A 20,091-nucleotide genomic window follows, 5' to 3' on the forward strand; every position below is an offset into this window, starting at 1 on the left:
TGTTAATAGTAGCAAAGGCCCGCGCAACCCAGGCCCTTCAAGCCGGCCGTCCATCGGTCGGGCGGTAGCGCAACGCGTCGATGACGAGTTCCAGGGCCCTGGAACCGGGCCGAAGCTGGGAGTAATAGACGTGCAAGCCCGGAATCACCGGGGCCCAATGGCACAACACGGCGCAAAGTCGCCCGGCTTCCACGTGCTGCTGCACCAGGTCTTCGGGCAAAAAAGCCAACCCGCATCCGTCCAGCGCCGCCGCGAGGATTTGGTAAACCCCGTTGAACACCGCCTGCCCCTGCACCTGCACCCGGAGTTCGCGCTGCCCGTCATTCAGCTCCCACGCATGCATCTCGCCACTGGCCAGTCGCAACCCAATGCAGTTGTGGTGGACCAGGTCCTGGGGCGACGCAGGCGGATTGCGATGTGCGAAATAGGCGGGAGCACCCACGATGACGCTGCGCACATCGGGGCCCACACGCACCGCAACCATGTCTTTGGCGACCTGGTCTCCCCACCGCACACCCAGGTCGTAGCGCTGCGCGACGATGTCGGTGAGCGCGTAATCCACGTGAATTTCAATGTGGATGTCGGGATAACGGCGCAACAGCGGCGCAAGGCGTGGGCGAAGCACCTGGTCAGCCGCGTAGTCTGTGGCCGTGATGCGAAGGCTTCCACCTGGCTTGCCTTGCAGGTCACTCACTGCGGCAATTTCGGCCTCGATGGCCTCCAGTTCGGGGCCCACGGCCTGTAGCAACCGTTCACCCGCCTCCGTGGGCGACACGCTGCGCGTGGTGCGAATGAGCAGCCGCACGCCCATTCGCGCTTCCAGCGTGCGAATGGTGTGGCTGAGGGCCGACTGAGAAACGCCCAGCTTGCCTGCTGCGCGCGTAAAGCTCTGCTCCCGCGCAACGGCCAGGAACGCCAGAATGTCATGCAAAGGGTTGCGGGCCATCGGGTTTCAGCTGCGGTGGCGCAATGCGTCCAACACCAGCGCCTGCGCGCGTGATTGCTGGCGGTTGCTGGGGTAGTAAATGTAAAAACCCGCTGCCGTGGGATACCAGTCCTCCAGCACCATGCGCAGGCGCCCGGCAGCCACATGCGGCTGCGCTATGGGCTCGGGCGTAAATGCCAGGCCAGACCCCGACAACGCGGACCGAAGGATCTGGTACGTGTTGTTGAAGGTGAGCTGGCCCGACGCGCGGACCTCGCGCACCTGGGCGCCTTTCTTCAGCTCCCAGGGGAACAGCGCGCTGCGCGTTGCCAGCCGCATGGTGATGCAGTTGTGATCGGACAGATCATCAGGGTGCTGCGGCGTGCCGTGCTCTTGCAGGTAGCCGGGAGTGCCCACAATCACGCGCCGATAGTCGGGAGAGATGCGCAGCGCCACCATGTCTTTGGCAACCTGGGCGCCCGCACGCACCCCGAAGTCAAAGCGCTCTGCCGCAATGTCAATCATCTTGTAACTGGTGCTGATTTCGATACGCAGCCCAGGGTATTGCAGCAGCAACGGCGCCAGTTTGGGCCACAAGATGGTGTCTGCCACGACATCGATGGCGGTGATACGGACGGTGCCCGTTGGGGTGTCGGCCAACGCGCTCAGCGCTGACATCTCTGCCGCAATGTGGTCAAAGCGGGGCCCCACCCTGAGCAAAAGGCGCTCTCCCGCTTCGGTGGGCGTGACGCTGCGGGTGGTGCGGTTCAGCAAGCGCACGCCCATGCGCTGTTCCAGGGCGCTCACGGTGTGGCTCACCGCCGACGGCGTCAGCCCCAGCTGGGCCGCTGCTTTCGTAAAGCTGCACTCTTGGGCCACGGCAAGAAACGCGAGTACGTCGGTGATGGTGTTGCGCGCCATTGCTGAATGCCATTCATAAGTGCATGCAAATTGTGCCAGCTAGTCACCGCGCGCACCCCGCCCTAAAGTTCACAGCAGGCGGGTTTGACCGCTACCACACAGGAATCCATCACGGCCATGACCCCATCCCATTCGAAAATCGCGTTGTGCCTCACAGCGGCCCTGGCCGCCACGATGAGCGAAGCACGGGCGCAGGTGCAGCCCGCCGCTGAAGCAGCAGCCGCCCAACAAATCCAGCGAGCGGGCACACAAGCTTCTGTCCCCGGCCCCGCAGCGTTTTTCACCGGCCAGGCGCGCATCGATCCGGTCTGGCCCGCAGACGGTGACATCCATGCATCTGGCGGCCTGGTGACCTTCGAGCCCGGCGCGCGTTCGGCCTGGCATACCCACCCCAAGGGCCAGCGATTGGTGGTCATGGCGGGGGTGGGCCTGACCCAGGAATGGGGCAAACCCATCCAGGAAATCCGGCCCGGTGACGTGGTCTGGTGCCCACCCGGCGTGAAACATTGGCATGGTGCCGCGCCCACCACCGCCATGACCCACCTGGCCGTGACCGGCACGCTGGACGGAAAAAACGTGGAATGGATGGAGAAAGTCAGTGATGCGCAATACCACCACCGCTAAATTCCGCCGGGCTGTTCTGCAACCCGCCGTCCTGGGGCTTGCGGGGCTTTGCGTCTTCAGCGCACTTAATCCACCCTCCGTCCATGCTCAGCCTGCCAACACCATGACCCAACCAGCGCCCTCGTCAGACACACTATCGGCCCCACAGCAAGCCATCATCCCTGTCGCAGCGCTTGCAGCGGCTGGAGACATTGCCAGGCTGAACACGGCCCTGAATCACGGGTTGGACAGCGGCCTGAGCGTGAACGATCTGAAAGAGGTGTTGGTCCAGGTCTACGCCTACGCCGGGTTTCCGCGCAGCCTGAACGCGCTGGGCGAGCTGATGAAGGTGCTCGATGCGCGCAAGCAGCGCGGCATTCAAGACCCCCCTGGCCGCACGCCCGGCCGTGTGGTGCCCCAAGGTGACGCGCTGCTGGCAGCGGGCACTGCCAACCAGACGCGCCTGAGTGGCGGGCCCGTGTCAGGGCCGTTGTTCGCGTTCGCGCCCGCCATCGACGAGTACCTTAAAACCCATCTGTTCGGCGACATCTTCGAGCGCGACAACCTGGACTGGCAAAGCCGCGAGCTGGCCACCGTCGGCATGTTGTCGGCACTGCCTGGCGCCGATTCGCAAATACAGGCCCACATGCGCATCAGCATGAACGTAGGCCTTACCGCCAGCCAGTTGGGCCAGCTGGCGCAGGTGCTGCATGACCGTGTGGGTGCTGACAACGCCGTGAGGGCGCGGGAGGCGCTGGCGCGGCACGTGGCCACCCTCGGCGGCGGGTAGGCAAAACCCAAGGGTGCCGGTTCTGCCGGTTGCCACCTCTCTATCAAGCGGGTAGCGCAGCGCCGCTTGGGTTGCGCTTGGGCAATGCCACGGGTGCCGCTGATAAAAGCAGCCGCTCCACATCCCGCCGAGGGGGCGCGCCGAACAGTCGGCTGTACTCGCGGCTGAACTGCGATGGGCTTTCATAGCCCACCGTGAACGCGGCAGTCGAGGCGTCTGCCTGTTCGGTGAACATGAGCCGGCGCGCCTCGTTCAGGCGCAGGTGTTTTTGAAACTGCAGCGGGCTCATGGCGGTGAGCTGCCGAAAGTGGTGATGAAACCGCGATGGACTCATCTGCACCAGTGCGGCCAGCTCGTCCACCAGCAGCGGCTGCGCAAAGTGCGCCTTCAACCAGCCAATGGCACGGGCCACCCGGTTCCCCTGGCTGCCCGTAGAAACCAGCTGCCACAACAGCGCACCCTGCGGCCCCACCAGCAGGCGGTAAAAAATTTCCTTGTGTATCAGGGGTGCCAGCACGCCCATGGCTTCGGGCTCATCCAGCAACTGCACCAGTCGGTCAAAGCGCTCCAGCATGCCTGCCGACGTGTCGCCGATGGCAATGCCGCGCGCGGCCGAGGCCTCTCGGGTGGGTGGGTGCATCTGGCCTTGCATCACCAGTTCAGCAATGGCCCGCTCGTCCAGTTTCAGAACCAGGCTCAGGTAGGGCGTGGCCTGGCTGGCTTCTACCGCCTGCAGAACAACTGGCAAATCCAGGGTCGTCAAAAGAAACCGGTGCGGGTTGTAGGCATAAACATCGTCGCCCAGCAAGGCCCGCTTGGCGCCCTGAACAGTGAGCGCGATGGCGGGCTCCACCATGCAGCTGGTGGCCTCGGTGGGCGCCTCGTGGCGGTACAAGGTCAGGCTGGTGTTCGCGGTGGGGAACTGCTCCACGCCCGCCGTCCATCGGTCAATGCGCGCCGCCAGGCGTGCGCGAACCACTTCAAAAGCATCGGACGGGCTGGGGGGCAAGGCATCGGGGCTGGGCATGGGCCGCATGGTACTGCGCCGCTCGATGGCATTGGCCAAAAATAGCCGGGTGTGGGAGCAATGGGCAAGAACTTGATGGAATCAGCCTACCGCTCCGGGCGGCTGCGCGCGAACAATGAAGCCAGCCCTTCAGGAGTCCATTCGATGATGACAAAACGCGCCGCGGTGGCCACAGCCGCATCCTTGATCTTCAGCACGCTGCTGGTAAAAACAAATGCAAACGCAACCACAGCCGCGCAAGCACCCGCCGGGCCCTACGTGCGCTGGGCTGAGCTGGAGATCTCGCCCGCAAAATTAGCAGAGTTTCGTGAAGCCAGCCGCGATATCGCCGCCCCCACGCTGCAGGAGCCCGGGGTGGTGGCTTTTCACTCGGCAGCTGAAAAAGGCAATCCCACCCAAGTCCGCGTGCTGGAGGTTTACGCAGACGCTGCGGCATACGGCACTCACTTGCAGTCGCCGCACTTCCAGCGTTTTGCACAGGCGTCGCAGCCGGTGCTGGTAGCGCGCCGCGTGTACGACACCGTGCCCATTCTGCTGGGGGCCAAACCGGGCATCACCTCGCCAGCACCCCATGTGCGCGTGGCCGAGCTGGAGATCCATGCCAACCAGCTGGACGCCTACAAAGCGGCCGTGAGGCAAGAGATCGAGGATTCCATTGCCGTCGAGCCCGGTGTGCTGGCGATCTATTCCGTGGCGTTGAAAGACCAACCCACGCACCTGAGATTTTTCGAAATTTATGCCGATGAAGCCGCGTACCGCGCGCACATCGTGTCCCCGCATTTCAAGAAATATGTGGAGACCACCCAATCCATGATCGCCGCGCGAAAGTTGTTCGAAATGGACTCGCCCGTGCTTGGCATCAAAAACGCCCACTGATCACCTGTTGATCACCCCCGGATCGCCCACCCAAACCCCACCGAGGAACTGCCATGAACCTGAAACTCACCCTGCTCCGCGCTGCACTCGCGGTGACCGCCGCAGCCACCTGCGCCCTGGCCAGCCACAGCGCGCAAGCGCAGACGACCGGCCCGGCGGCGAAGCCGCCCGCGTACTACCTCTCTGAATTTGAACTGACCGACCCCGAAGGCATTCGACCCTACAGCGCGGCCGTCGAGTCCACCTTCACCCCGTTTGGCGGCAAGTACGCCGTGCGCGGCGGCAAAGCGGTGTCGCTGGAGGGCGAGCCCAACAAGCGCGTGATCATGATCGTCTTCCCCAGCCTGGAGCAGGCACAGGCCTGGTACGACTCCCCGCGCTACCGGGAGATCATGCCAATCCGCCACCGATCGGCCCAATCGCGCGTTTTCATCATGGAAGGCTTCGCCAACTAGGCAGGTCACGGTGGGCCCGCAAGCGAACGAACGACGAGCAGGCGCAGCAACATTGCGCTGCGGGCTCTGCACTGGCGCAGCAGCTGACATGGGATGCTCGGTAACTTGCCGCAGCCTTGATGCGTTGCGCCCCAGAGCCTGGGGAATGGAGGCAGCGCGGCGGCGTGCACACTCTCAACGAGCCGTAGGTGGCCGCTTGGCAACGAACGAATCAGAGTGTTTTTGGCCTCTGGCGCTTATGCGGTATGCACTGGTAGCTATCAAATAGAGAGTAATACCCCCATTGCGCAGGCCTCTGCAACCAGGCGCAGAATTCAAAAGCAAGCTTCGGAGTGCGCGCGCCGCGCCCCGTCCCTAAAGTGCATGGCATCGCAACCGACTTGTGAGCCATCCACCATGAACGCTGCCGCCTTCGCCCTTGTTACATCGCATTGTTCGCAGACCACCCCGATGCCCCGCACCGCCCCAACGTCCAACAAAGCCGCACAGGCCGCTGCCACCCAGGCCGACCCGCGCTGGGCGGCGGTGGTGGCGCGCAGCGCTGCGGCAGACGGAACCTTCTGGTATTCGGTGCAGACCACCGGCGTGTACTGCCGCCCCAGCTGCGCGGCGCGCGCGCCCCGCCCCGAGAACGTGCGGTTTCATGCCAGTGGTGCAGAGGCGGAAGCCGCCGGGTTTCGGCCGTGCCAGCGCTGCAAACCCCGGCAGCCTACCGCGCTGTCGCACCACGCTGCGCTGGTCACCGAGGCCTGCCGCAGCATCGAAACGGCAGACAACGACAAAGCCGCCACCCTGGAGGCACTGGCCGCACGGGCGGGCCTGAGCGCATCGCATTTCCACCGCATCTTCAAACAGGCCACGGGGCTCACGCCCAAAGCCTATGCCGCGGCCCACCGCGCGCAGCGCCTTCGCAATGCGCTCAATGAATCGCCCACCGCCTCGGTCACAGACGCCATTTACAGCGCGGGCTACCAGTCCAGCAGCCGGTTTTACGAACAATCGGCCCAGGTGCTGGGCATGACACCCAGCCGCTACCGTGCGGGCGGCAACGCGCTGAACATTCGTTTTGCCATTGGCCAGTGCGCGCTGGGCGCCATTCTGGTGGCGCAAAGCGACCAGGGCATCTGCGCGATCTTGCTGGGCGACGATGCCGACACCCTGGCGCGCGACCTGCAGGACCGGTTTGTGCAGGCCCACCTGATCGGCGGCGACACCGCATTTGAAGCCCTGGTGGCACAGGTGGTGGCGTTTGTCGAGGCCCCTGGCCTGGGGTTGAACCTGCCACTGGACGTGCGCGGCACGGCGTTTCAGCAACGCGTGTGGCGGGCGCTGCAGGCGATCCCCGCCGGGCAGACCGCCAGCTATGCCGAGGTGGCCGAGCGCATTGGCGCGCCCACCGCAGTGCGCGCCGTGGCGCAGGCCTGTGCGGCCAACGCGCTGGCGGTGGCCATTCCGTGCCACCGGGTGGTCAAAAGCGATGGCGCCTTGTCGGGCTACCGCTGGGGCGTGGAGCGCAAACGCAAGCTGCTGGACCTTGAATCGTTGCCGTCGCCGCCATCGCACGCCCCGAGTGCATCCAGCACTGTGGAGAACGCGGCATGAGCGCGCTCGCCAGAACCACCCTCTCCGCGCCACCGCCCGACTGGGCCCCCCGCGCCGCCGCCATCGACTGGCCCACAGCCACTGAGGCCCTGCACCAGCAAGGCAGCGCCGTGCTGCCCCAACTGCTGAGCGCGCCGGAATGCAGCGCACTGGCCGGCCTGTACAGCGGTGCCAGCGAATCGACCTTTCGCAGCCGCGTGGTGATGCAGCGCCACGGTTTTGGCCAGGGTGAATACCGGTATTTCAGCTACCCCCTGCCCCGCGTGGTGGCAGGTTTGCGCGAGGCGCTGTACCCGCACCTGGCGCCCATTGCCAACCAGTGGAACACCGCCATGGGCATCGACGTGCGCTACCCCGCGCGGCACGCCGACTTCATCGCGCGCTGCCATGCGGCGGGCCAGTTGCGCCCCACGCCGCTGCTGCTGCAATACGCACCGGGCGACTACAACTGCCTGCACCAGGACCTGTACGGCGAGCATGTGTTCCCGCTGCAAGTGGCCATCCTGCTGTCAGAGCCCGGCCACGACTTCACGGGCGGCGAATTTGTGCTGACCGAGCAGCGCCCTCGCATGCAGTCGCGGGCCGAGGTGGTGCCCCTTTTGCGCGGCGATGCCGTGGTGTTTGCCGTGCACCACCGCCCTGTGCAGGGCACGCGCGGGCCGTACCGCGTGCAGATGCGCCATGGGGTGAGCCGCTTGCGCAGTGGGCAGCGGCACACGCTGGGCGTGATCTTTCACGACGCTGAATAGGACTGCACCCCTGTGTCGCGTTCGGCGCCTTCACCCCTTTCTCGCTGTGCGGGAGGGGGACGCATCCGGTGGCCTGGCGAAGCCAGTTCCACGGGTGCACTCGCTCAGATCGTGCCCGCTGCCACGGGCTGTAGCCACGTTAGATTCACACATCCATGAACCTTGGTCTTTTTGATGACATGCCTGTCGCGCCTCAGCCACCCGAGGTGCTGGAGCCCGGCGCCCTTGTATTGCGCGGCTTTGCGGTGGCGCAGGCCGCTGATTTGCTGGCTGCCGTGCAGCAGATCACGGCGCAAGCGCCTTTCAGACACCTCATCACGCGCGGCGGCCTGCGCATGTCGGTGGCCATGACCAACTGCGGCGCGCTGGGCTGGGTGAGTGACCGCAGCGGCTACCGCTACGACCCCACCGACCCCGACAGCGGCCAGCCCTGGCCCGCCATGCCACCGCTGTTTCGCCAGTTGGCGCTCGACGCTGCGCAGGCAGCGGGCTTCCCCGGCTTTGCGCCCGATGCTTGCCTCATCAACCGCTATGCCCCCGGCACGCGGCTGTCGTTGCACCAGGACCGGGACGAGGGCCACTACGCGCACCCCATCGTGTCGGTGTCGCTGGGCATACCGGCCGTTTTTTTGTGGGGTGGCGCCCAGCGGGCCGACAAGGCTCGGCGCCTGGGGCTGGTGCACGGCGATGTGGTGGTGTGGGGCGGGCCAGCGCGGCTGCGGTTTCACGGGGTGCTGCCGTTGCCCGAGGGCGTGCACCCGCTGACGGGCGCGCACCGCATCAACCTCACGTTTCGCAAGGCGGGTTGAGGGCGGTGATCGGCCAGCAATCCGGCCAATGATCCGCTTGCAATGGGGTGGCGCGCAGCCCGCCTCAGCGTGTGGGGTAGCCCGTCCAGCCACCGATGGATGAGAGCATGCGATCGGCTTCTGCGCGCCCTTGCAGGTCTTGGGCGATGGTGATTTTTTTGCCGCTGCGCAGTGCGGCCTCGATGCGGAAATACACCTGGCGCTGGCCATTGGTTTCCACCGTGTAGCTCTCCACCACGTGAAGGCGGGCAATGTCGTGTGCGGGCACCTGGTGCCACTGCAGCATCAGGCCCAGCAGGCGCCGCTCGGTAAGCAGGCCGTCGTGGTCCAGCTGCACCCGCAGGCTGTTGGCCAGCGCATAAAAGCTGCTGATCAGCACTGCCCCGCCGATGCCTCCAAAAAGCAGGCGAAACAGCCAGGGCGCCACATCCACCCGGGCTTCCTGTTCCCAAGGCACCAGCAGGCCCACTGCCAAAAACACGCACCCGACCAACCCCAGGGCCAGCTTGAGGCCCCACCACCGCCCCGCCGGAAAATACATCTGCACTCCCCCCGGAATGCGCTCCACCTTGCCGGGGGTGCCCGCTGCCACAGCGCGTTGCGGCGACGTTTGGCGCCCTGCCTGCGACGGTGTGCGCACCAGGTGCACCAGCATGCCCAGGCCAACGCCACCAAACACCACCACAAACACCATCTTGAGGGCCAGCAAGCCGGGCCGCAGGCTGCGGTCGATCACGGCCTCAGCGGGGTTGGTGGCACTCACCCAGATGGGCACCGGCTGTGCGCTTTGCAGCGCATGCTCCAGCCGCTCGCCCAGCGCTTCCTGAAAATCCCCCACGTTGTCCCCACCACTGCCGATGGCCACGCGGTCGCCCTCGTACTCGCGGCCCGCCACCTGATACCGGTAGCGCGCCGTGACGTGGTACGTGGTGGACTTGCTGCTGCGGCTGGCGTTGAGCTGCGCAGACACCAGGGTGGCCTGCGCCGGTTGCCAGAACTGCATGCGCGACCAGTCGTACAAGGTGGGCAACACGCCCAGCAGCAGCATGCCCACGCCCACGGCGGCAAAGGGCAGTGCAAACAGGGCGAGCAGCCAGCGCCCACCGCGCTTTTGGCCCGGCTTGGCGGCGCTGCGTGTGCCACGGTCTGCACGGTTGGAAAGGCGTTGGGGCATTGTTGAGGTGGTGTTGAGCCCGAGACTGCGAGATTGCGGCACTGTGCCGGTGGCGCGCCGTTGGTGTGCCGTTAGGCTGCCGTTAATGTGCTGGTAGGGTGCCGTTAGTGCGGGCAAATAAGCTCTGCGATTTTGCTGCGCGCCCGGTGGCTGCGCAATGCCACGGCAGAGACAGCGGCACGCTCGCAAGTGGTTTTGCAGGTCTTTCAGGCCGCTAGCGCTTGATTGGCAAGCACTGGCAGCTATACAAAATATAGCAAAACAACACGCCGGTTATTTTGTGCGGGCCCGGTGTCCGTCCGCCCCCCGTCTTTGCCAGAATATTGCCATGGCCCTACCCCACACCGCTGAGCACCCCGCCCGCTACTGGCTCATGAAGTCGGAGCCTGACGAATGCTCCATCGACGACGCCCTGCACGCGCCCGAGGCCACGGTGCCCTGGACTGGCGTGCGCAACTACCAGGCGCGCAACTTCATGCGCGATGCGATGCAGGTGGGTGACGGCGTGCTGTTCTATCACTCCAGTTGCCCCGAGCCCGGCATTGCAGGCCTGGCCCGCGTGGCCAGCGGTACACGCACCGACCCCACGCAGTTCGACGCCGCCTCGCCCTACCACGACCCGAAATCACCCACCGATACCCCGCGCTGGTTGTTGCTGGAGGTGCAGGCCTTGCGCAAAACACGCCTGATCAGCCTGGCCGAGTTGCGGGCACACCCGGCGTTGGCCGACATGCGGGTGCTGCAAAAGGGCAGCCGCCTGTCCATCACGCCGGTAGAGCCCGGTGAGTGGGCGTACATCACCGGGGTGCTGATGGCGGGCGCCTGACCACCTACCCCCGGCCAATGCCCATCCACGGGTGCCGCACCGCCGGCCTCACTGGCTGCGCTCTGCCGACACATGCCCCTTGTTGGCATACATCGCCTGGTCGGCCACGCGCAGCAGCTCGAATGCGGTAGCGCCGTCTTGCGGGTAGATCGCTGTGCCCACGGCGGCAGACACGCTCACCACGCGGCCAGCGCCCAGGTCGATGGGTTGTTCGATGGCCTTGCGCACGCGCTCCAGGGCTGTGGTGATTTCAGCGCGGTCGTTGACCGCGGTGAGCAACAGCACAAACTCGTCACCACCGATGCGGGCTGCAGTGTCGTTGCCGCGCACCTGCTCCAGCAGGCGGCGGCCAATGACCCGCAGCACCTGGTCGCCCATGTCGTGGCCATACTGGTCGTTGATGGGCTTGAAGCCATTGAGATCCATGTAGCACACCGCTGCCAGGGAGTGGGTGCGGTCGCACAGCGCAAACGCCTGGGTCAGGCGGTCGGCCAGCAGCAAGCGGTTGGGCAGGTGCGTGAGGCCGTCGTGAAAGGCGATGTGCTCCATTTGCTCCTGGTACTGCTTCATGGCCGTGATGTCCTGCATGAGCCACAGGGATTCGCCATCGGCACTCAGCGCCACGCCATTGACATCGATCCACACCGTTTCGCCCGTCGCTTTGCGCATCCGGCGCTGCTGCCGGTAGTGTCGGCCCGAGGCCAGGATGGCATAGGCATCACGCCCAAACGCCAGGTAGTCCTCGCGGTCCATATACATCTCTTCGGTCAACCGGCCCTGCAGCATGCCCGGCGCATAGCCAAAAATGCGCTCCAACGCCTGATTGCGCCACACGATGACGCGGTCCTTGATCTTGGCGATGCCGATCAGGTCGTTGTCCAGCATGGCCTGCTGCTCCCGGTTCAGCGTGTGCAACGCTTGCCGGGCCGCGTGCAGCTCGGTCACGTCGTACATGATGGAGCGGCTCATCGCAAACCCGCCCTTGGCGTCCAGGATGGCGGTGGACGATACGCTCACCCGCCGGGGCGGCTGGCCCTGGCCCTGCAGGTTGAACTCGACGGGCCCGATCTTTCCGTTCGCCAGAAACACCGGAAAACTCTGGGCAAACAGCGCCTTGCCTTCCTCGTCAAAAAAGTCCGCAGGGCCCAGCTTGCCAATCACCTCCTCGCGCGGAAGGCCCAGCCATTGCTCGATGAGCAAATTGAGGTGCACATACCGCCCCTGCCAGTCCAGCGCGTAATACCCGCAGGGCGCATGGTCGTACAGGTCTTGAAACTGCTCGGAGGCCTGGGCCAGTTCGGCCTCCAGCCCTCGCTGGTCGGTGATGTCGCGCCCCACCGACTGCCATTCCACCAATTGCCCGGCGCCATCAAACAGCGCACGGTTGCTGAACTGGCACCAGCGGATGGCCCCATCACCCGCCACCACGCGGTTTTCGATCACCACCACCGGGTTGCCGGGGTGGATGGCCGCGAGTTTTTGCGTGACCAGCGGCAGGTCGTCGGGATAGACGATGGGCGCCCACACCTGTCCCACCACGTCGTCACGGCGCAGATGGAACAGCCTGCAGAACGCATCGTTCACAAAGGTCATGCGGTTGCTGGCGTCAAAGCGGCAAATGATCTCGGTCTGGTCTTCCAGAATCGACAGATAGCGCTGCTCGCTTTGCTGCAAGGCCAGGGTGCGCTCAATCACCCGGTGCTCCAGCTCGGCGTTGGCTTTCTGCAGTGCGGCCCTGCCATCTATCAGGCCCTGGGTCATGTTCTGCAGCGCAGACCGCAGGTGCTGGAACTCCACTGTCTCCATCTTGAAGTCCAGGGCCGCCACCTGTCCGGTGGTTTCCACCTGCCGGGCCGCCTCGGCCAGGCGCTCCACCGGCTGGCTGAAGCGCCGCGCCGCCCAATAGGCAAGCCCCACCAGCATGGCCGTCATCACCACCAGCAACAAGGCCACCACGCTGTGCAACCGGCTGATGGGCTGCAACGCCATGTCCAGCGGCTGCCGGGTCACCAGTTGCCACCCCAGATCGGTCACCGTTTGCGCCTTCACCGGCACCACGGCCGTGAGGTAGCGATCCTTGGGTGAATCACCCCAAGACATCACATGAAACGTGCCCAGCGGCGGAAGAATCGGCAGCGCAGACCGGGGCAGCTCCACCTTCCCTGCCGCATTGAGCACGCCATCCTTGTTGACCAGCAGGACGTCCAGCCCACTCGCCGCCGCCGAATCAGGGCTGGCGCGGCGAATGATGTCCTGCACCCAGGCCCAGTTCACATGGGCTGAAATCACCCCCCTGAGCGCCGAGTCCTGACCACGCACCGGAGAGGCGTAGTCCATGAAGCGCAAAGGCACCTGGCTGCCCGGGTCACGCAGGTGCTTGTCCAGCAGCACAGCATCGTGTGCGTCGCCCACATAGGGGCCGGTCTTGCCGGCACCGAACCAGGGCCGTTGCGACACGTCTTGACCCAGCAGCAAATTGCCGGTGGCCACTTGCACCACACCCTGCGCGTCGGTCACGCCGATCCAGGAGTAAAACGGGTAGGACTGCCGGATCTGCTCCAGGTGGGCCTGCAACTGGGGGGCATAACCGCTTTCGCTGGTCAGCATGGGCAGGTAGCTGAGCAGCGAAATTTCGCGCTCACGCTCTTGCATGCCTTGGGACAACGCCAGCGCAATGGGCTGGCTGGCATTCATCAGCGACTGGCCGCTGACCTCTGTGAGATGCCGGCTCAGCACTTCGTCGGCCACAAACCCAATGGCCAGACCCGTGAGCACCGCCGTGCCGCCAAAAAGCAAGGTCAGCCGCGAGCGCGTGGTCTGCAGCCATGAAGACACAGCGGGCATCAGAGGCATGGGGAGTCGGGTATTTCAGTGTTTGACAACGGCCAATTCTGTCATTGAAAGCTCGGTGCAAGTTACGGCCTGGCCGCACAACGGGGTGGTAGAAACCCGTTCGTTCACGCCCCCTGCTTCGCCTACTTGCCTCGCCGCCCGTGCCGCCCGGTCTATGCTGCCCCCATGACCTCTGCCAAAACCCTGCTGATCGTCTACCACTCCCACACCGGCGGAACCCGCCAGATGGTGGACGCCGCGTGCGCCGGGGCCGCAGCGGCCGACAGCAGCGTGGCAGTGCGCTTGCTGCACGCAACGCAGGCCCAACCCGCCGATGTGCTGGGTGCCGACGGCTATCTGTTTGCCACCCCAGAAAACCTGGCGGCCGTCAGCGGCCTGCTCAAGGACTTTTTTGACCGCAGTTACTACGGCGTGCTCGACCAGATCAACGGCCGCCCCTATGCCACCTTGGTCTGCGCGGGCAGCGACGGAACCAACGCAGCCCGCCAGATCGCACGCATTGCCACCGGATGGCGCCTCAAAGCGGTGGCAGAACCCTTGATCGTGTGCACCCGCGCGCAAACCACCGAAGCCATCCTGGCGCCCAAGCACATTGGCCCCGATGACCTGCTGCGCTGCAGGGCGCTGGGTGAGGCCATGGCAGCGGGGTTGGGGCTGGGGGTGTTTTAGCTCTGCGCTGCCAGCTCCGGCGCCCGATACACCAGCACCTTCAACGCCCGCTCCCCGTCCACATCGGCAAACACCGCCGGGTTGGCCACCCGCTCGACAAACTGCAGGTCGGGAGCCAGCTCACGCATCTGGTCCTGCAAAAACGCCAGGCCCAGCTCCGGCGCGTTCAGGCACAGCAGCGCGTGGCCGCCGGGCGCCAGCAGGTCGGGCAGGCGCCGCATCAGGCGGGCGTAATCCTTGGTGGCCACAAAGCTGCCCTTTTGGTAGCTGGGCGGGTCGACAATGACCAGGCCATAGGGGCCGCTGCGATTGATCTTGCCCCAGCTGCTGAAAATGTCGTGCGGCAAAAATGCAGCGCCGGTGGTCAGGCCGTTGAGCTGGTGGTTTTGTTGGCCCACGGCGATGGCGCCGTGGCTCATGTCCACATTGACCACGTGCCGGGCACCCGCCTGCAGCGCCACCACCGAAAACGCGCAGGTGTAGGCAAACAGGTTCAGCACCTTGAGCCCATAGCGGTCATCGCTGCGCGCGGCGGCGTGGTCGCGCACCCAGCGGCGGCCTTCGGCCATGTCCAGAAACAACCCGTGGTTTTGCCCGCGCAGCACATGCACCCGGTAGCGCGCACCGGCCTCGGTGACCGTGTGCGGGTCGGGCACGGCGCCGGTCATCAGGCGCGTTTCGCTGCGGCCTTCCATGCGCAGGGCCTCGCCGCGATGCTGGAACACCCAGTTCAGTGGTTCGCCACTGGGCGCGATCTGGGCCCAGCGCACGGCCAATGCAGCGCCAATGGCGGCCAGCGCTTCCTCGGTGGCGGGCGCGAAACTGGTCAGCACCCACACCGGCGGGTAGGCGTCGAGCGACCACTGCTCCGAACCCGGGTGCAGCCCGCCCCGGCCATGAAAGACGCGCTGCGCGTCTGTGGGCAGGGGCATGGTGGCGATGGCGTCGAGCAGGGCTTGCATGGAAGAACGAAAGTGGAGAGAACGAAAATAGGGGTAAAAACAGCCTCTGGTGCCGGAGGTAAAAGCGCCGACAGCTACCGAAACCATAGCAACAGCCATTATCGCGCCTGCGATGGGCGGGTGGCGGCCGCCGCGTCGCACCACATGGGGTATTGGAATGAGGCCTGCGGCCATTTGCCATCTGCACGCGAACCCTTGGGCGGGCGGGTGGTCGGCATGGTCAGCGAGCAATGCGATGGCGGCACGTCTGCCGGTGTGCGCACGCCCCCTGCACAGCCCGCCGTCTCCCGTTAACGACTGTGACTTCAAATGCAATTACAGTCGCTGCCAGGGCCACCTGACGGCCTGAACCTCATCACAAGGAATTCCATGTTCTCCATTCTCGGAACCATCGTTGTCGGCTTCATCGTCGGACTGCTTGCGCGCGCCCTGAAGCCGGGCGACGATAAATTGGGCCTGATCATGACCACCGTTCTCGGCGTTGCCGGGTCGCTGCTGGCGCGCTATGTGGGTGTGGCCATGGGCTGGTACGGGCCCGAAGCGCCAGTGGGCTGGATCGCATCGATCGTCGGCGCCATGGTGTTGCTGGTGATCTACGGGCTGATCAAGAAGAAGGCGTAAGCGCGGGCGCGCGGCCTTAGAGCCGCGCAAACAAAGGCGCCTGGGTGCAGGAAATCCCTGGGGACCCTCTGCACAAATCAGCGTGCCGTGTGCATCTGCGGCCCCGGGCGGTCTGCCGTGTTGCAAATACTCGCCATAGCTATGGCTACGGCTGCGTTTTGCGCCTTGCGTTCTGCGCCTTGCAGCCCATCCCGATCCGCAGCGCACCCTTGCCACTTGATTCGTGCAGACGATCTCTAGCCCGCCGCGCCCTGCAGCATCAGCGCCACATGCTGCAGCAGCATCACCGTCTTGCCGTCCTGAATCGCCCCGCTGCCAATGCCGGCCAGGGCTTGCGCCAACGGCATCTCGATCACTTCGATGTCTTCACCCTCATGCGCCAGCCCGCCACCGCTTTGGATGCGGTCGTGCGGTGCGTATTCGGCAACAAAGAAGTGGAGCTTTTCGGTGACCGAACCAGGGCTCATGTAGGCCTCGAACACCTTGCGCGGCTGGCGCACGCGGTAGCCGGTTTCCTCCTCGGCTTCGCGGCGGATGCAGGTCTCGGGGTCGTCGCCATCGAGCAAACCGGCGCAGGCCTCCACCAGCATGCCGCTAGCACTGCCGTTCAGGAACGCGGGCAACCGGAACTGGCGCGTCAGCACCACGGTGCGGCGCTGCGGGTCAAACAGCAGCAGCGCGGCGCCGTTGCCCCGGTCGTAGGCTTCGCGGCTCAGCGTTTGCCACTGGCCGTCGCGGCGGCGCAGTTCAAACGTCACCTTGCGCAAGGTGTACCAGTGGTCTGACAGCACATCCACGGCCAGCAGCTTGACCTGCTCTGTGCTGGCTGGCAGGGGCGCGGGCACAGGGCGGCTCATCGGGCGGGCTCCGGCGCAACCGGGGCCTGGGCCTGGGCCTGGGCCTGGGACAGCCGCAGCGGCAATTCGTCCACATGGTGCACCACTGGCAGGCCCCGAGCGCGGGCCCTTGCCACACCCATGTCTGCGCCGCGCGATTCGCCCGGCAGGCGCAGCACGGCGTCGCAGCGCGACAGCAAGCGCTCGGCCACGGGGTACTGGTACGCGTGAAAGATGTCATCGCTTGTCTCACGCCCACCCGCCGCGTGGATGATGGGCAGTGCCAGCCACTCGCCCAGAAGGGGCAGGTGGCCGCGCTCGTAAATGGGCAGCGCGGCGGCCTCCAGCCGTGCGCGGTTGGCGGCGATCTTTTCAGGATCTCCATCCGTGCCGGACAAATACGGGCCGGCGATCAGCACCAACATCGGAGGGTGGGAGTTGGGCGTGATGGGCATGGTGTGCAAATGGTAATTCGTGCGATATCATGCACAAACACGCAATTTCATGCAAACGCGTCGGCATCAACCGCGTCGGCCGCAACCGCTGCCCTGCTTTCGTCGCCATGCTCACCACACAACGCAAACAACTCATTCTTGACCGGCTTCGGCAAGACGGCCACCTTGTGGCCAAAGCCCTCAGCGAAGAACTGGCGATCTCGGAAGACACCATCCGGCGCGACCTGCGCGAGCTGGCTGCCGAAGGCCAGTTGCAGCGCGTGCACGGCGGCGCCCTGCCCGCATCCCACGCCGTAGGCAGCCTGCAGGTGCGCGAACACCTTGCCACCGACGACAAGCGCGCACTGGGCAAGGCCGGTGCGGCACTGGTGCAGCCGGGGCAAGTGGTCATCCTCGATGGCGGCACCACATCGCTGCAGGTGGTGCAGCACCTGCCCCTGCACCTGCGCGCCACCGTGGTCACGCACAGCCCCGCCGTGGCCGTGGCGTTGGCTGCGCACACACAGATCGAGGTGCTGATGCTGGGCGGCCGCCTGTTCCGGCATTCGATGGTGAACGTGGGCGCCAGCGTGGTCGAGGCCGCTTTGCAGCTGCGCGCAGACCTGTATTTGATGGGCGTGACCGGCGTGCACGCCGACGCCGGCTTGACCACCGGCGATTTTGAAGAGGCCGCCGTCAAGCGCACGCTGCATGCGCGCGCCGCAGAAACCGTCGTGCTGGCCACCATCGACAAGCTCGGGGCGGCCTCCCCTTTCGGCATTGCGGCGCTCAACGAACTGACAGCGCTGGTGGTACCTGCGGCCACGCCCGCTGCGATGCGCAAGCAGCTTCAGGCGTCGGGGGTCCGGCTGATCAAGGCGGAATAACCGAGCGCACAGCTGCCTGCCCCAGCCCGCCACCCTGGTCACCGGCGCCACCGGATTCGTGGGCAGCGCCCTGGTGGCCGACCTGGTGCGCGACGGCCAGCGGGTGATCGTGTTAACCCGCGACGCCCTGCAGGCCCGCGCCAGCTTTGGCCCCGGCGTGTGGGTTTCCACCCTGTTGCTGGCCGGACAAAACGTAGTGCCAATCGCCGCTGTGGCTCAGGGATGCGGGTTTGCGCGACCGCACCTGGATGGAGCTTTGGACAACTTGGCGCAGCATTCAACCCGGAACCTCCAAATCCACACCCTCACAAGATGTGAATAAAAACAGGCGCTAGAGCTCACTGGATAGGCGCTAGCCGCTATCAAAACCGTAGTCTTCCGTGGACACAGCACTGCTGTCGCTCATGTCCAGTCCAGACGTGCAACCCGCAAATCAAGCACCTACGGCAACAGCTGCAAATCCAGTTCTTTCAAAAAGCTGTTGTGCTTGTCCTTGGCTGCCGCAATCGCCTTTTCAATTTCTACCAACTCGCCATGCGTGGCGGCCAGGTCAATCTCTGCCTCGCCCACCGCCGTGCTGATGTAGCGCGAGATATTCAGGTTGAAATCGTTCTTCTGAATTTCTTCCATCCCCACCCTGCGTGAGTAACGCGCATCTTCGGTGCGGAACTGGTAGGTGCTGATGATCTTGGCGATGTGTTCTTCGGTCAGCTGGTTCTGGCGTTTGCCTTTGACAAAGTGCTCGGCGGCGTTGATGAACAACACGTCATCCGGCTTCTTGCACTTCTTCAGCACCAAAATGCACACCGGAATGCCGGTGGAATAGAACAGGTTGGACGGCAAGCCAATCACCGTGTCGATATGCCCGTCCCTGAGCAGCTTGGTGCGGATGCGCTCCTCCGCCCCGCCCCGAAACAGCACCCCGTGCGGCAGGATGATGGCCATTACGCCTTCATCCTTCAAGAAGTGAAAGCCGTGCAGCAAAAAAGCAAAGTCGGCTGCTGACTTGGGCGCCAGCCCATGGTTCTTGAAGCGCACGTCATCGGCCAGCGCTTCAGTGACGTCCCACCGGTAACTGAAAGGCGGGTTGGCCACGATGGCGTCAAACGCCGGCTTCTTGGCTGGGTTCAGCTCACGCAGAATGTCCCAGTCGTTGGTCAGCGTGTCGCCGTGGTAGATCTCAAACTCGGTATCTTTCACCCCGTGCAGCAGCATGTTCATGCGCGCCAGGTTGTAAGTGGTGATGTTTTTCTCTTGGCCGTAGATCTTGCCAATGCCATGCGGCCCCATGCGCTTGCGCACATTGAGCAGCAGCGAACCCGAGCCACACGCAAAGTCCATCACGCTCTCCAGCCGCTGCTTTACGCCTGTCTTGGGCTCCTGGCTGTCAAGCGTCACGATGGTGGAGAGGATGTCCGAGATTTGCTGCGGCGTGTAAAACTCGCCCGCCTTCTTGCCCGAGCCAGCGGCAAACTGGCCAATCAAGTATTCATAGGCATTTCCTAGATCATCCGCATCCTTCGACAATTCGGCCGCTAGCCCTTCTGCGATCTTCTGAATGATGGTGCACAGCTTGGCATTACGTTCGGTGTAGGTTTTCCCCAGCTTAGGCGAGCCCAGGTCAATCTCGGAGAACAAACCGGCAAAGGTACTTTCAAACGACTCAGTCTCGATGTACTTGAAGCCCTCTTGCAGCGTGCGCAGCAATTCAGGGTCTTGCGTGCGCGCCATGCTGGCAATGCTGCTCCACAGGTGCTGCGGCTCAATCACGTAGTGCACCTTGCGGCGCATTTGCTTCTCAAACTCCGGCACGTCTTCTAGGTTGCCCTCGTACCAAAGCTGCAAGGGCGTAGATACAGAGCTATCGATATGCGCCGGGTAGTCCTTGCCCAGCTCCTTTTTCGCCGCCGTCTCGTAGTTGTCAGACAGATAACGAAGAAACAGGAAGGACAACATGTAGTCGCGGAAATCATCCGCATCCATCGCCCCGCGCAGTTGGTCGGCAATGGCCCACAGGGTCTTGCCCAGTTGTTTTTGGTTTTGTTCGGTCATGCTGGGTTGGTTTTAGTGAC

At 64.6% G+C, this 20,091-nt stretch carries 21 protein-coding genes; 12 read left to right on the top strand and 9 right to left on the bottom strand.

What is annotated here, in order from left to right; translation table 11 throughout:
- Positions 1–37: 37 nt before the first annotated feature.
- Together CLU85_RS12025 and CLU85_RS12030 are read right to left on the bottom strand one after the other, a co-directional pair.
- Positions 38–946 (bottom strand): LysR family transcriptional regulator, encoded by a 909-nt coding sequence (locus tag CLU85_RS12025; protein ID WP_100410465.1) that lies wholly within the window; start codon positions 944–946, stop codon positions 38–40.
- 6 nt (positions 947–952) lie between these two features.
- Positions 953–1,846, bottom strand: coding sequence for a LysR family transcriptional regulator (locus CLU85_RS12030; protein WP_100410466.1), 894 nt, complete (start codon positions 1,844–1,846; stop codon positions 953–955).
- Positions 1,847–1,963: 117 nt separating this feature from the next.
- On the opposite strand from CLU85_RS12030, the gene CLU85_RS12035 reads away from it, so the two are divergent.
- Positions 1,964–2,470, top strand: coding sequence for a cupin domain-containing protein (locus tag CLU85_RS12035; protein WP_369858208.1), 507 nt, complete (start codon positions 1,964–1,966; stop codon positions 2,468–2,470).
- 103 nt (positions 2,471–2,573) lie between these two features.
- Positions 2,574–3,239, top strand: a complete 666-nt coding sequence (locus tag CLU85_RS12040) for a carboxymuconolactone decarboxylase family protein (protein ID WP_100410467.1) — start codon at positions 2,574–2,576, stop codon at positions 3,237–3,239.
- Between the two features lie 43 nt (positions 3,240–3,282).
- On the opposite strand, the gene CLU85_RS12045 is transcribed toward CLU85_RS12040, so the two are convergent.
- Positions 3,283–4,266: an AraC family transcriptional regulator gene (locus tag CLU85_RS12045; protein WP_100412513.1), complete on the bottom strand. Its 984-nt coding sequence runs from the start codon at positions 4,264–4,266 to the stop codon at positions 3,283–3,285.
- 144 nt (positions 4,267–4,410) lie between these two features.
- On the opposite strand from CLU85_RS12045, the gene CLU85_RS12050 reads away from it, so the two are divergent.
- The 5 genes from CLU85_RS12050 (at position 4,411) to alkB (ending at position 8,757) form a co-directional block, all read left to right on the top strand.
- Complete coding sequence (locus tag CLU85_RS12050) at positions 4,411–5,142, top strand: putative quinol monooxygenase (RefSeq protein ID WP_232727806.1); 732 nt, start codon at positions 4,411–4,413, stop codon at positions 5,140–5,142.
- A 53-nt stretch (positions 5,143–5,195) separates the two neighbouring features.
- Complete coding sequence (locus tag CLU85_RS12055) at positions 5,196–5,597, top strand: DUF1330 domain-containing protein (protein WP_100410469.1); 402 nt, start codon at positions 5,196–5,198, stop codon at positions 5,595–5,597.
- A gap of 450 nt (positions 5,598–6,047) precedes the next feature.
- Positions 6,048–7,199 carry a bifunctional DNA-binding transcriptional regulator/O6-methylguanine-DNA methyltransferase Ada gene (gene ada / locus CLU85_RS12060; protein WP_100410470.1) on the top strand — a complete coding sequence of 384 codons (1,152 nt, stop codon included), beginning with the start codon at positions 6,048–6,050 and terminating at the stop codon, positions 7,197–7,199.
- Complete coding sequence (locus CLU85_RS12065; protein ID WP_100410471.1) at positions 7,196–7,948, top strand: 2OG-Fe(II) oxygenase; 753 nt, start codon at positions 7,196–7,198, stop codon at positions 7,946–7,948. The genes ada and CLU85_RS12065 overlap by 4 nt, the downstream gene beginning before the upstream one ends.
- Before the next feature lie 155 nt (positions 7,949–8,103).
- Complete coding sequence (alkB, locus tag CLU85_RS12070; protein ID WP_100410472.1) at positions 8,104–8,757, top strand: DNA oxidative demethylase AlkB; 654 nt, start codon at positions 8,104–8,106, stop codon at positions 8,755–8,757.
- A gap of 64 nt (positions 8,758–8,821) precedes the next feature.
- Here alkB and CLU85_RS12075 read toward each other — a convergent pair whose 3' ends face one another.
- Positions 8,822–9,931 carry a DUF3592 domain-containing protein gene (locus tag CLU85_RS12075; RefSeq protein ID WP_232727807.1) on the bottom strand — a complete coding sequence of 370 codons (1,110 nt, stop codon included), beginning with the start codon at positions 9,929–9,931 and terminating at the stop codon, positions 8,822–8,824.
- Between the two features lie 328 nt (positions 9,932–10,259).
- On the opposite strand from CLU85_RS12075, the gene CLU85_RS12080 reads away from it, so the two are divergent.
- On the top strand, positions 10,260–10,757 hold the full coding sequence (locus tag CLU85_RS12080) for an EVE domain-containing protein (protein WP_100410473.1): 498 nt from the start codon (positions 10,260–10,262) through the stop codon (positions 10,755–10,757).
- A gap of 48 nt (positions 10,758–10,805) precedes the next feature.
- Here CLU85_RS12080 and CLU85_RS12085 read toward each other — a convergent pair whose 3' ends face one another.
- Positions 10,806–13,610 carry a diguanylate cyclase domain-containing protein gene (locus CLU85_RS12085; RefSeq protein ID WP_100410474.1) on the bottom strand — a complete coding sequence of 935 codons (2,805 nt, stop codon included), beginning with the start codon at positions 13,608–13,610 and terminating at the stop codon, positions 10,806–10,808.
- A gap of 165 nt (positions 13,611–13,775) precedes the next feature.
- Between CLU85_RS12085 and CLU85_RS12090 the strand changes: the two genes are divergently transcribed.
- Positions 13,776–14,279 (top strand): flavodoxin family protein, encoded by a 504-nt coding sequence (locus CLU85_RS12090; RefSeq protein WP_100410475.1) that lies wholly within the window; start codon positions 13,776–13,778, stop codon positions 14,277–14,279.
- On the opposite strand, the gene CLU85_RS12095 is transcribed toward CLU85_RS12090, so the two are convergent.
- Positions 14,276–15,241: a class I SAM-dependent methyltransferase gene (locus tag CLU85_RS12095; protein WP_100410476.1), complete on the bottom strand. Its 966-nt coding sequence runs from the start codon at positions 15,239–15,241 to the stop codon at positions 14,276–14,278. The genes CLU85_RS12090 and CLU85_RS12095 overlap by 4 nt on opposite strands.
- A 369-nt stretch (positions 15,242–15,610) precedes the next feature.
- Between CLU85_RS12095 and CLU85_RS12100 the strand changes: the two genes are divergently transcribed.
- On the top strand, positions 15,611–15,862 hold the full coding sequence (locus CLU85_RS12100) for a GlsB/YeaQ/YmgE family stress response membrane protein (RefSeq protein ID WP_100410477.1): 252 nt from the start codon (positions 15,611–15,613) through the stop codon (positions 15,860–15,862).
- Between the two features lie 236 nt (positions 15,863–16,098).
- Here CLU85_RS12100 and CLU85_RS12105 read toward each other — a convergent pair whose 3' ends face one another.
- Both CLU85_RS12105 and CLU85_RS12110 read right to left on the bottom strand, forming a co-directional pair.
- The gene (locus CLU85_RS12105) at positions 16,099–16,719 is read right to left on the bottom strand and encodes an NUDIX domain-containing protein (protein ID WP_100410478.1); all 621 of its coding nucleotides are present in this window, start codon (positions 16,717–16,719) and stop codon (positions 16,099–16,101) included.
- A complete protein-coding gene (locus CLU85_RS12110) occupies positions 16,716–17,153 on the bottom strand; it encodes a DUF4406 domain-containing protein (RefSeq protein WP_198509183.1) in 438 nt (145 codons plus the stop codon). The genes CLU85_RS12105 and CLU85_RS12110 overlap by 4 nt, the downstream gene beginning before the upstream one ends.
- A 107-nt stretch (positions 17,154–17,260) precedes the next feature.
- On the opposite strand from CLU85_RS12110, the gene CLU85_RS12115 reads away from it, so the two are divergent.
- Both CLU85_RS12115 and CLU85_RS23635 read left to right on the top strand, forming a co-directional pair.
- Entirely contained in the window at positions 17,261–18,019 is a 759-nt protein-coding gene (locus CLU85_RS12115; RefSeq protein WP_100412515.1) for a DeoR/GlpR family DNA-binding transcription regulator, read from the top strand.
- Between the two features lie 34 nt (positions 18,020–18,053).
- Entirely contained in the window at positions 18,054–18,341 is a 288-nt protein-coding gene (locus CLU85_RS23635) for an NAD-dependent epimerase/dehydratase family protein (RefSeq protein WP_369858315.1), read from the top strand.
- 119 nt (positions 18,342–18,460) lie between these two features.
- Here CLU85_RS23635 and CLU85_RS12125 read toward each other — a convergent pair whose 3' ends face one another.
- A complete protein-coding gene (locus tag CLU85_RS12125; RefSeq protein WP_100410479.1) occupies positions 18,461–20,071 on the bottom strand; it encodes a type I restriction-modification system subunit M in 1,611 nt (536 codons plus the stop codon).
- Positions 20,072–20,091 lie beyond the last annotated feature (20 nt).

The organism is Acidovorax sp. 69 (assembly GCF_002797445.1).
In the GTDB taxonomy this organism is placed as follows: domain Bacteria; phylum Pseudomonadota; class Gammaproteobacteria; order Burkholderiales; family Burkholderiaceae_C; genus Acidovorax.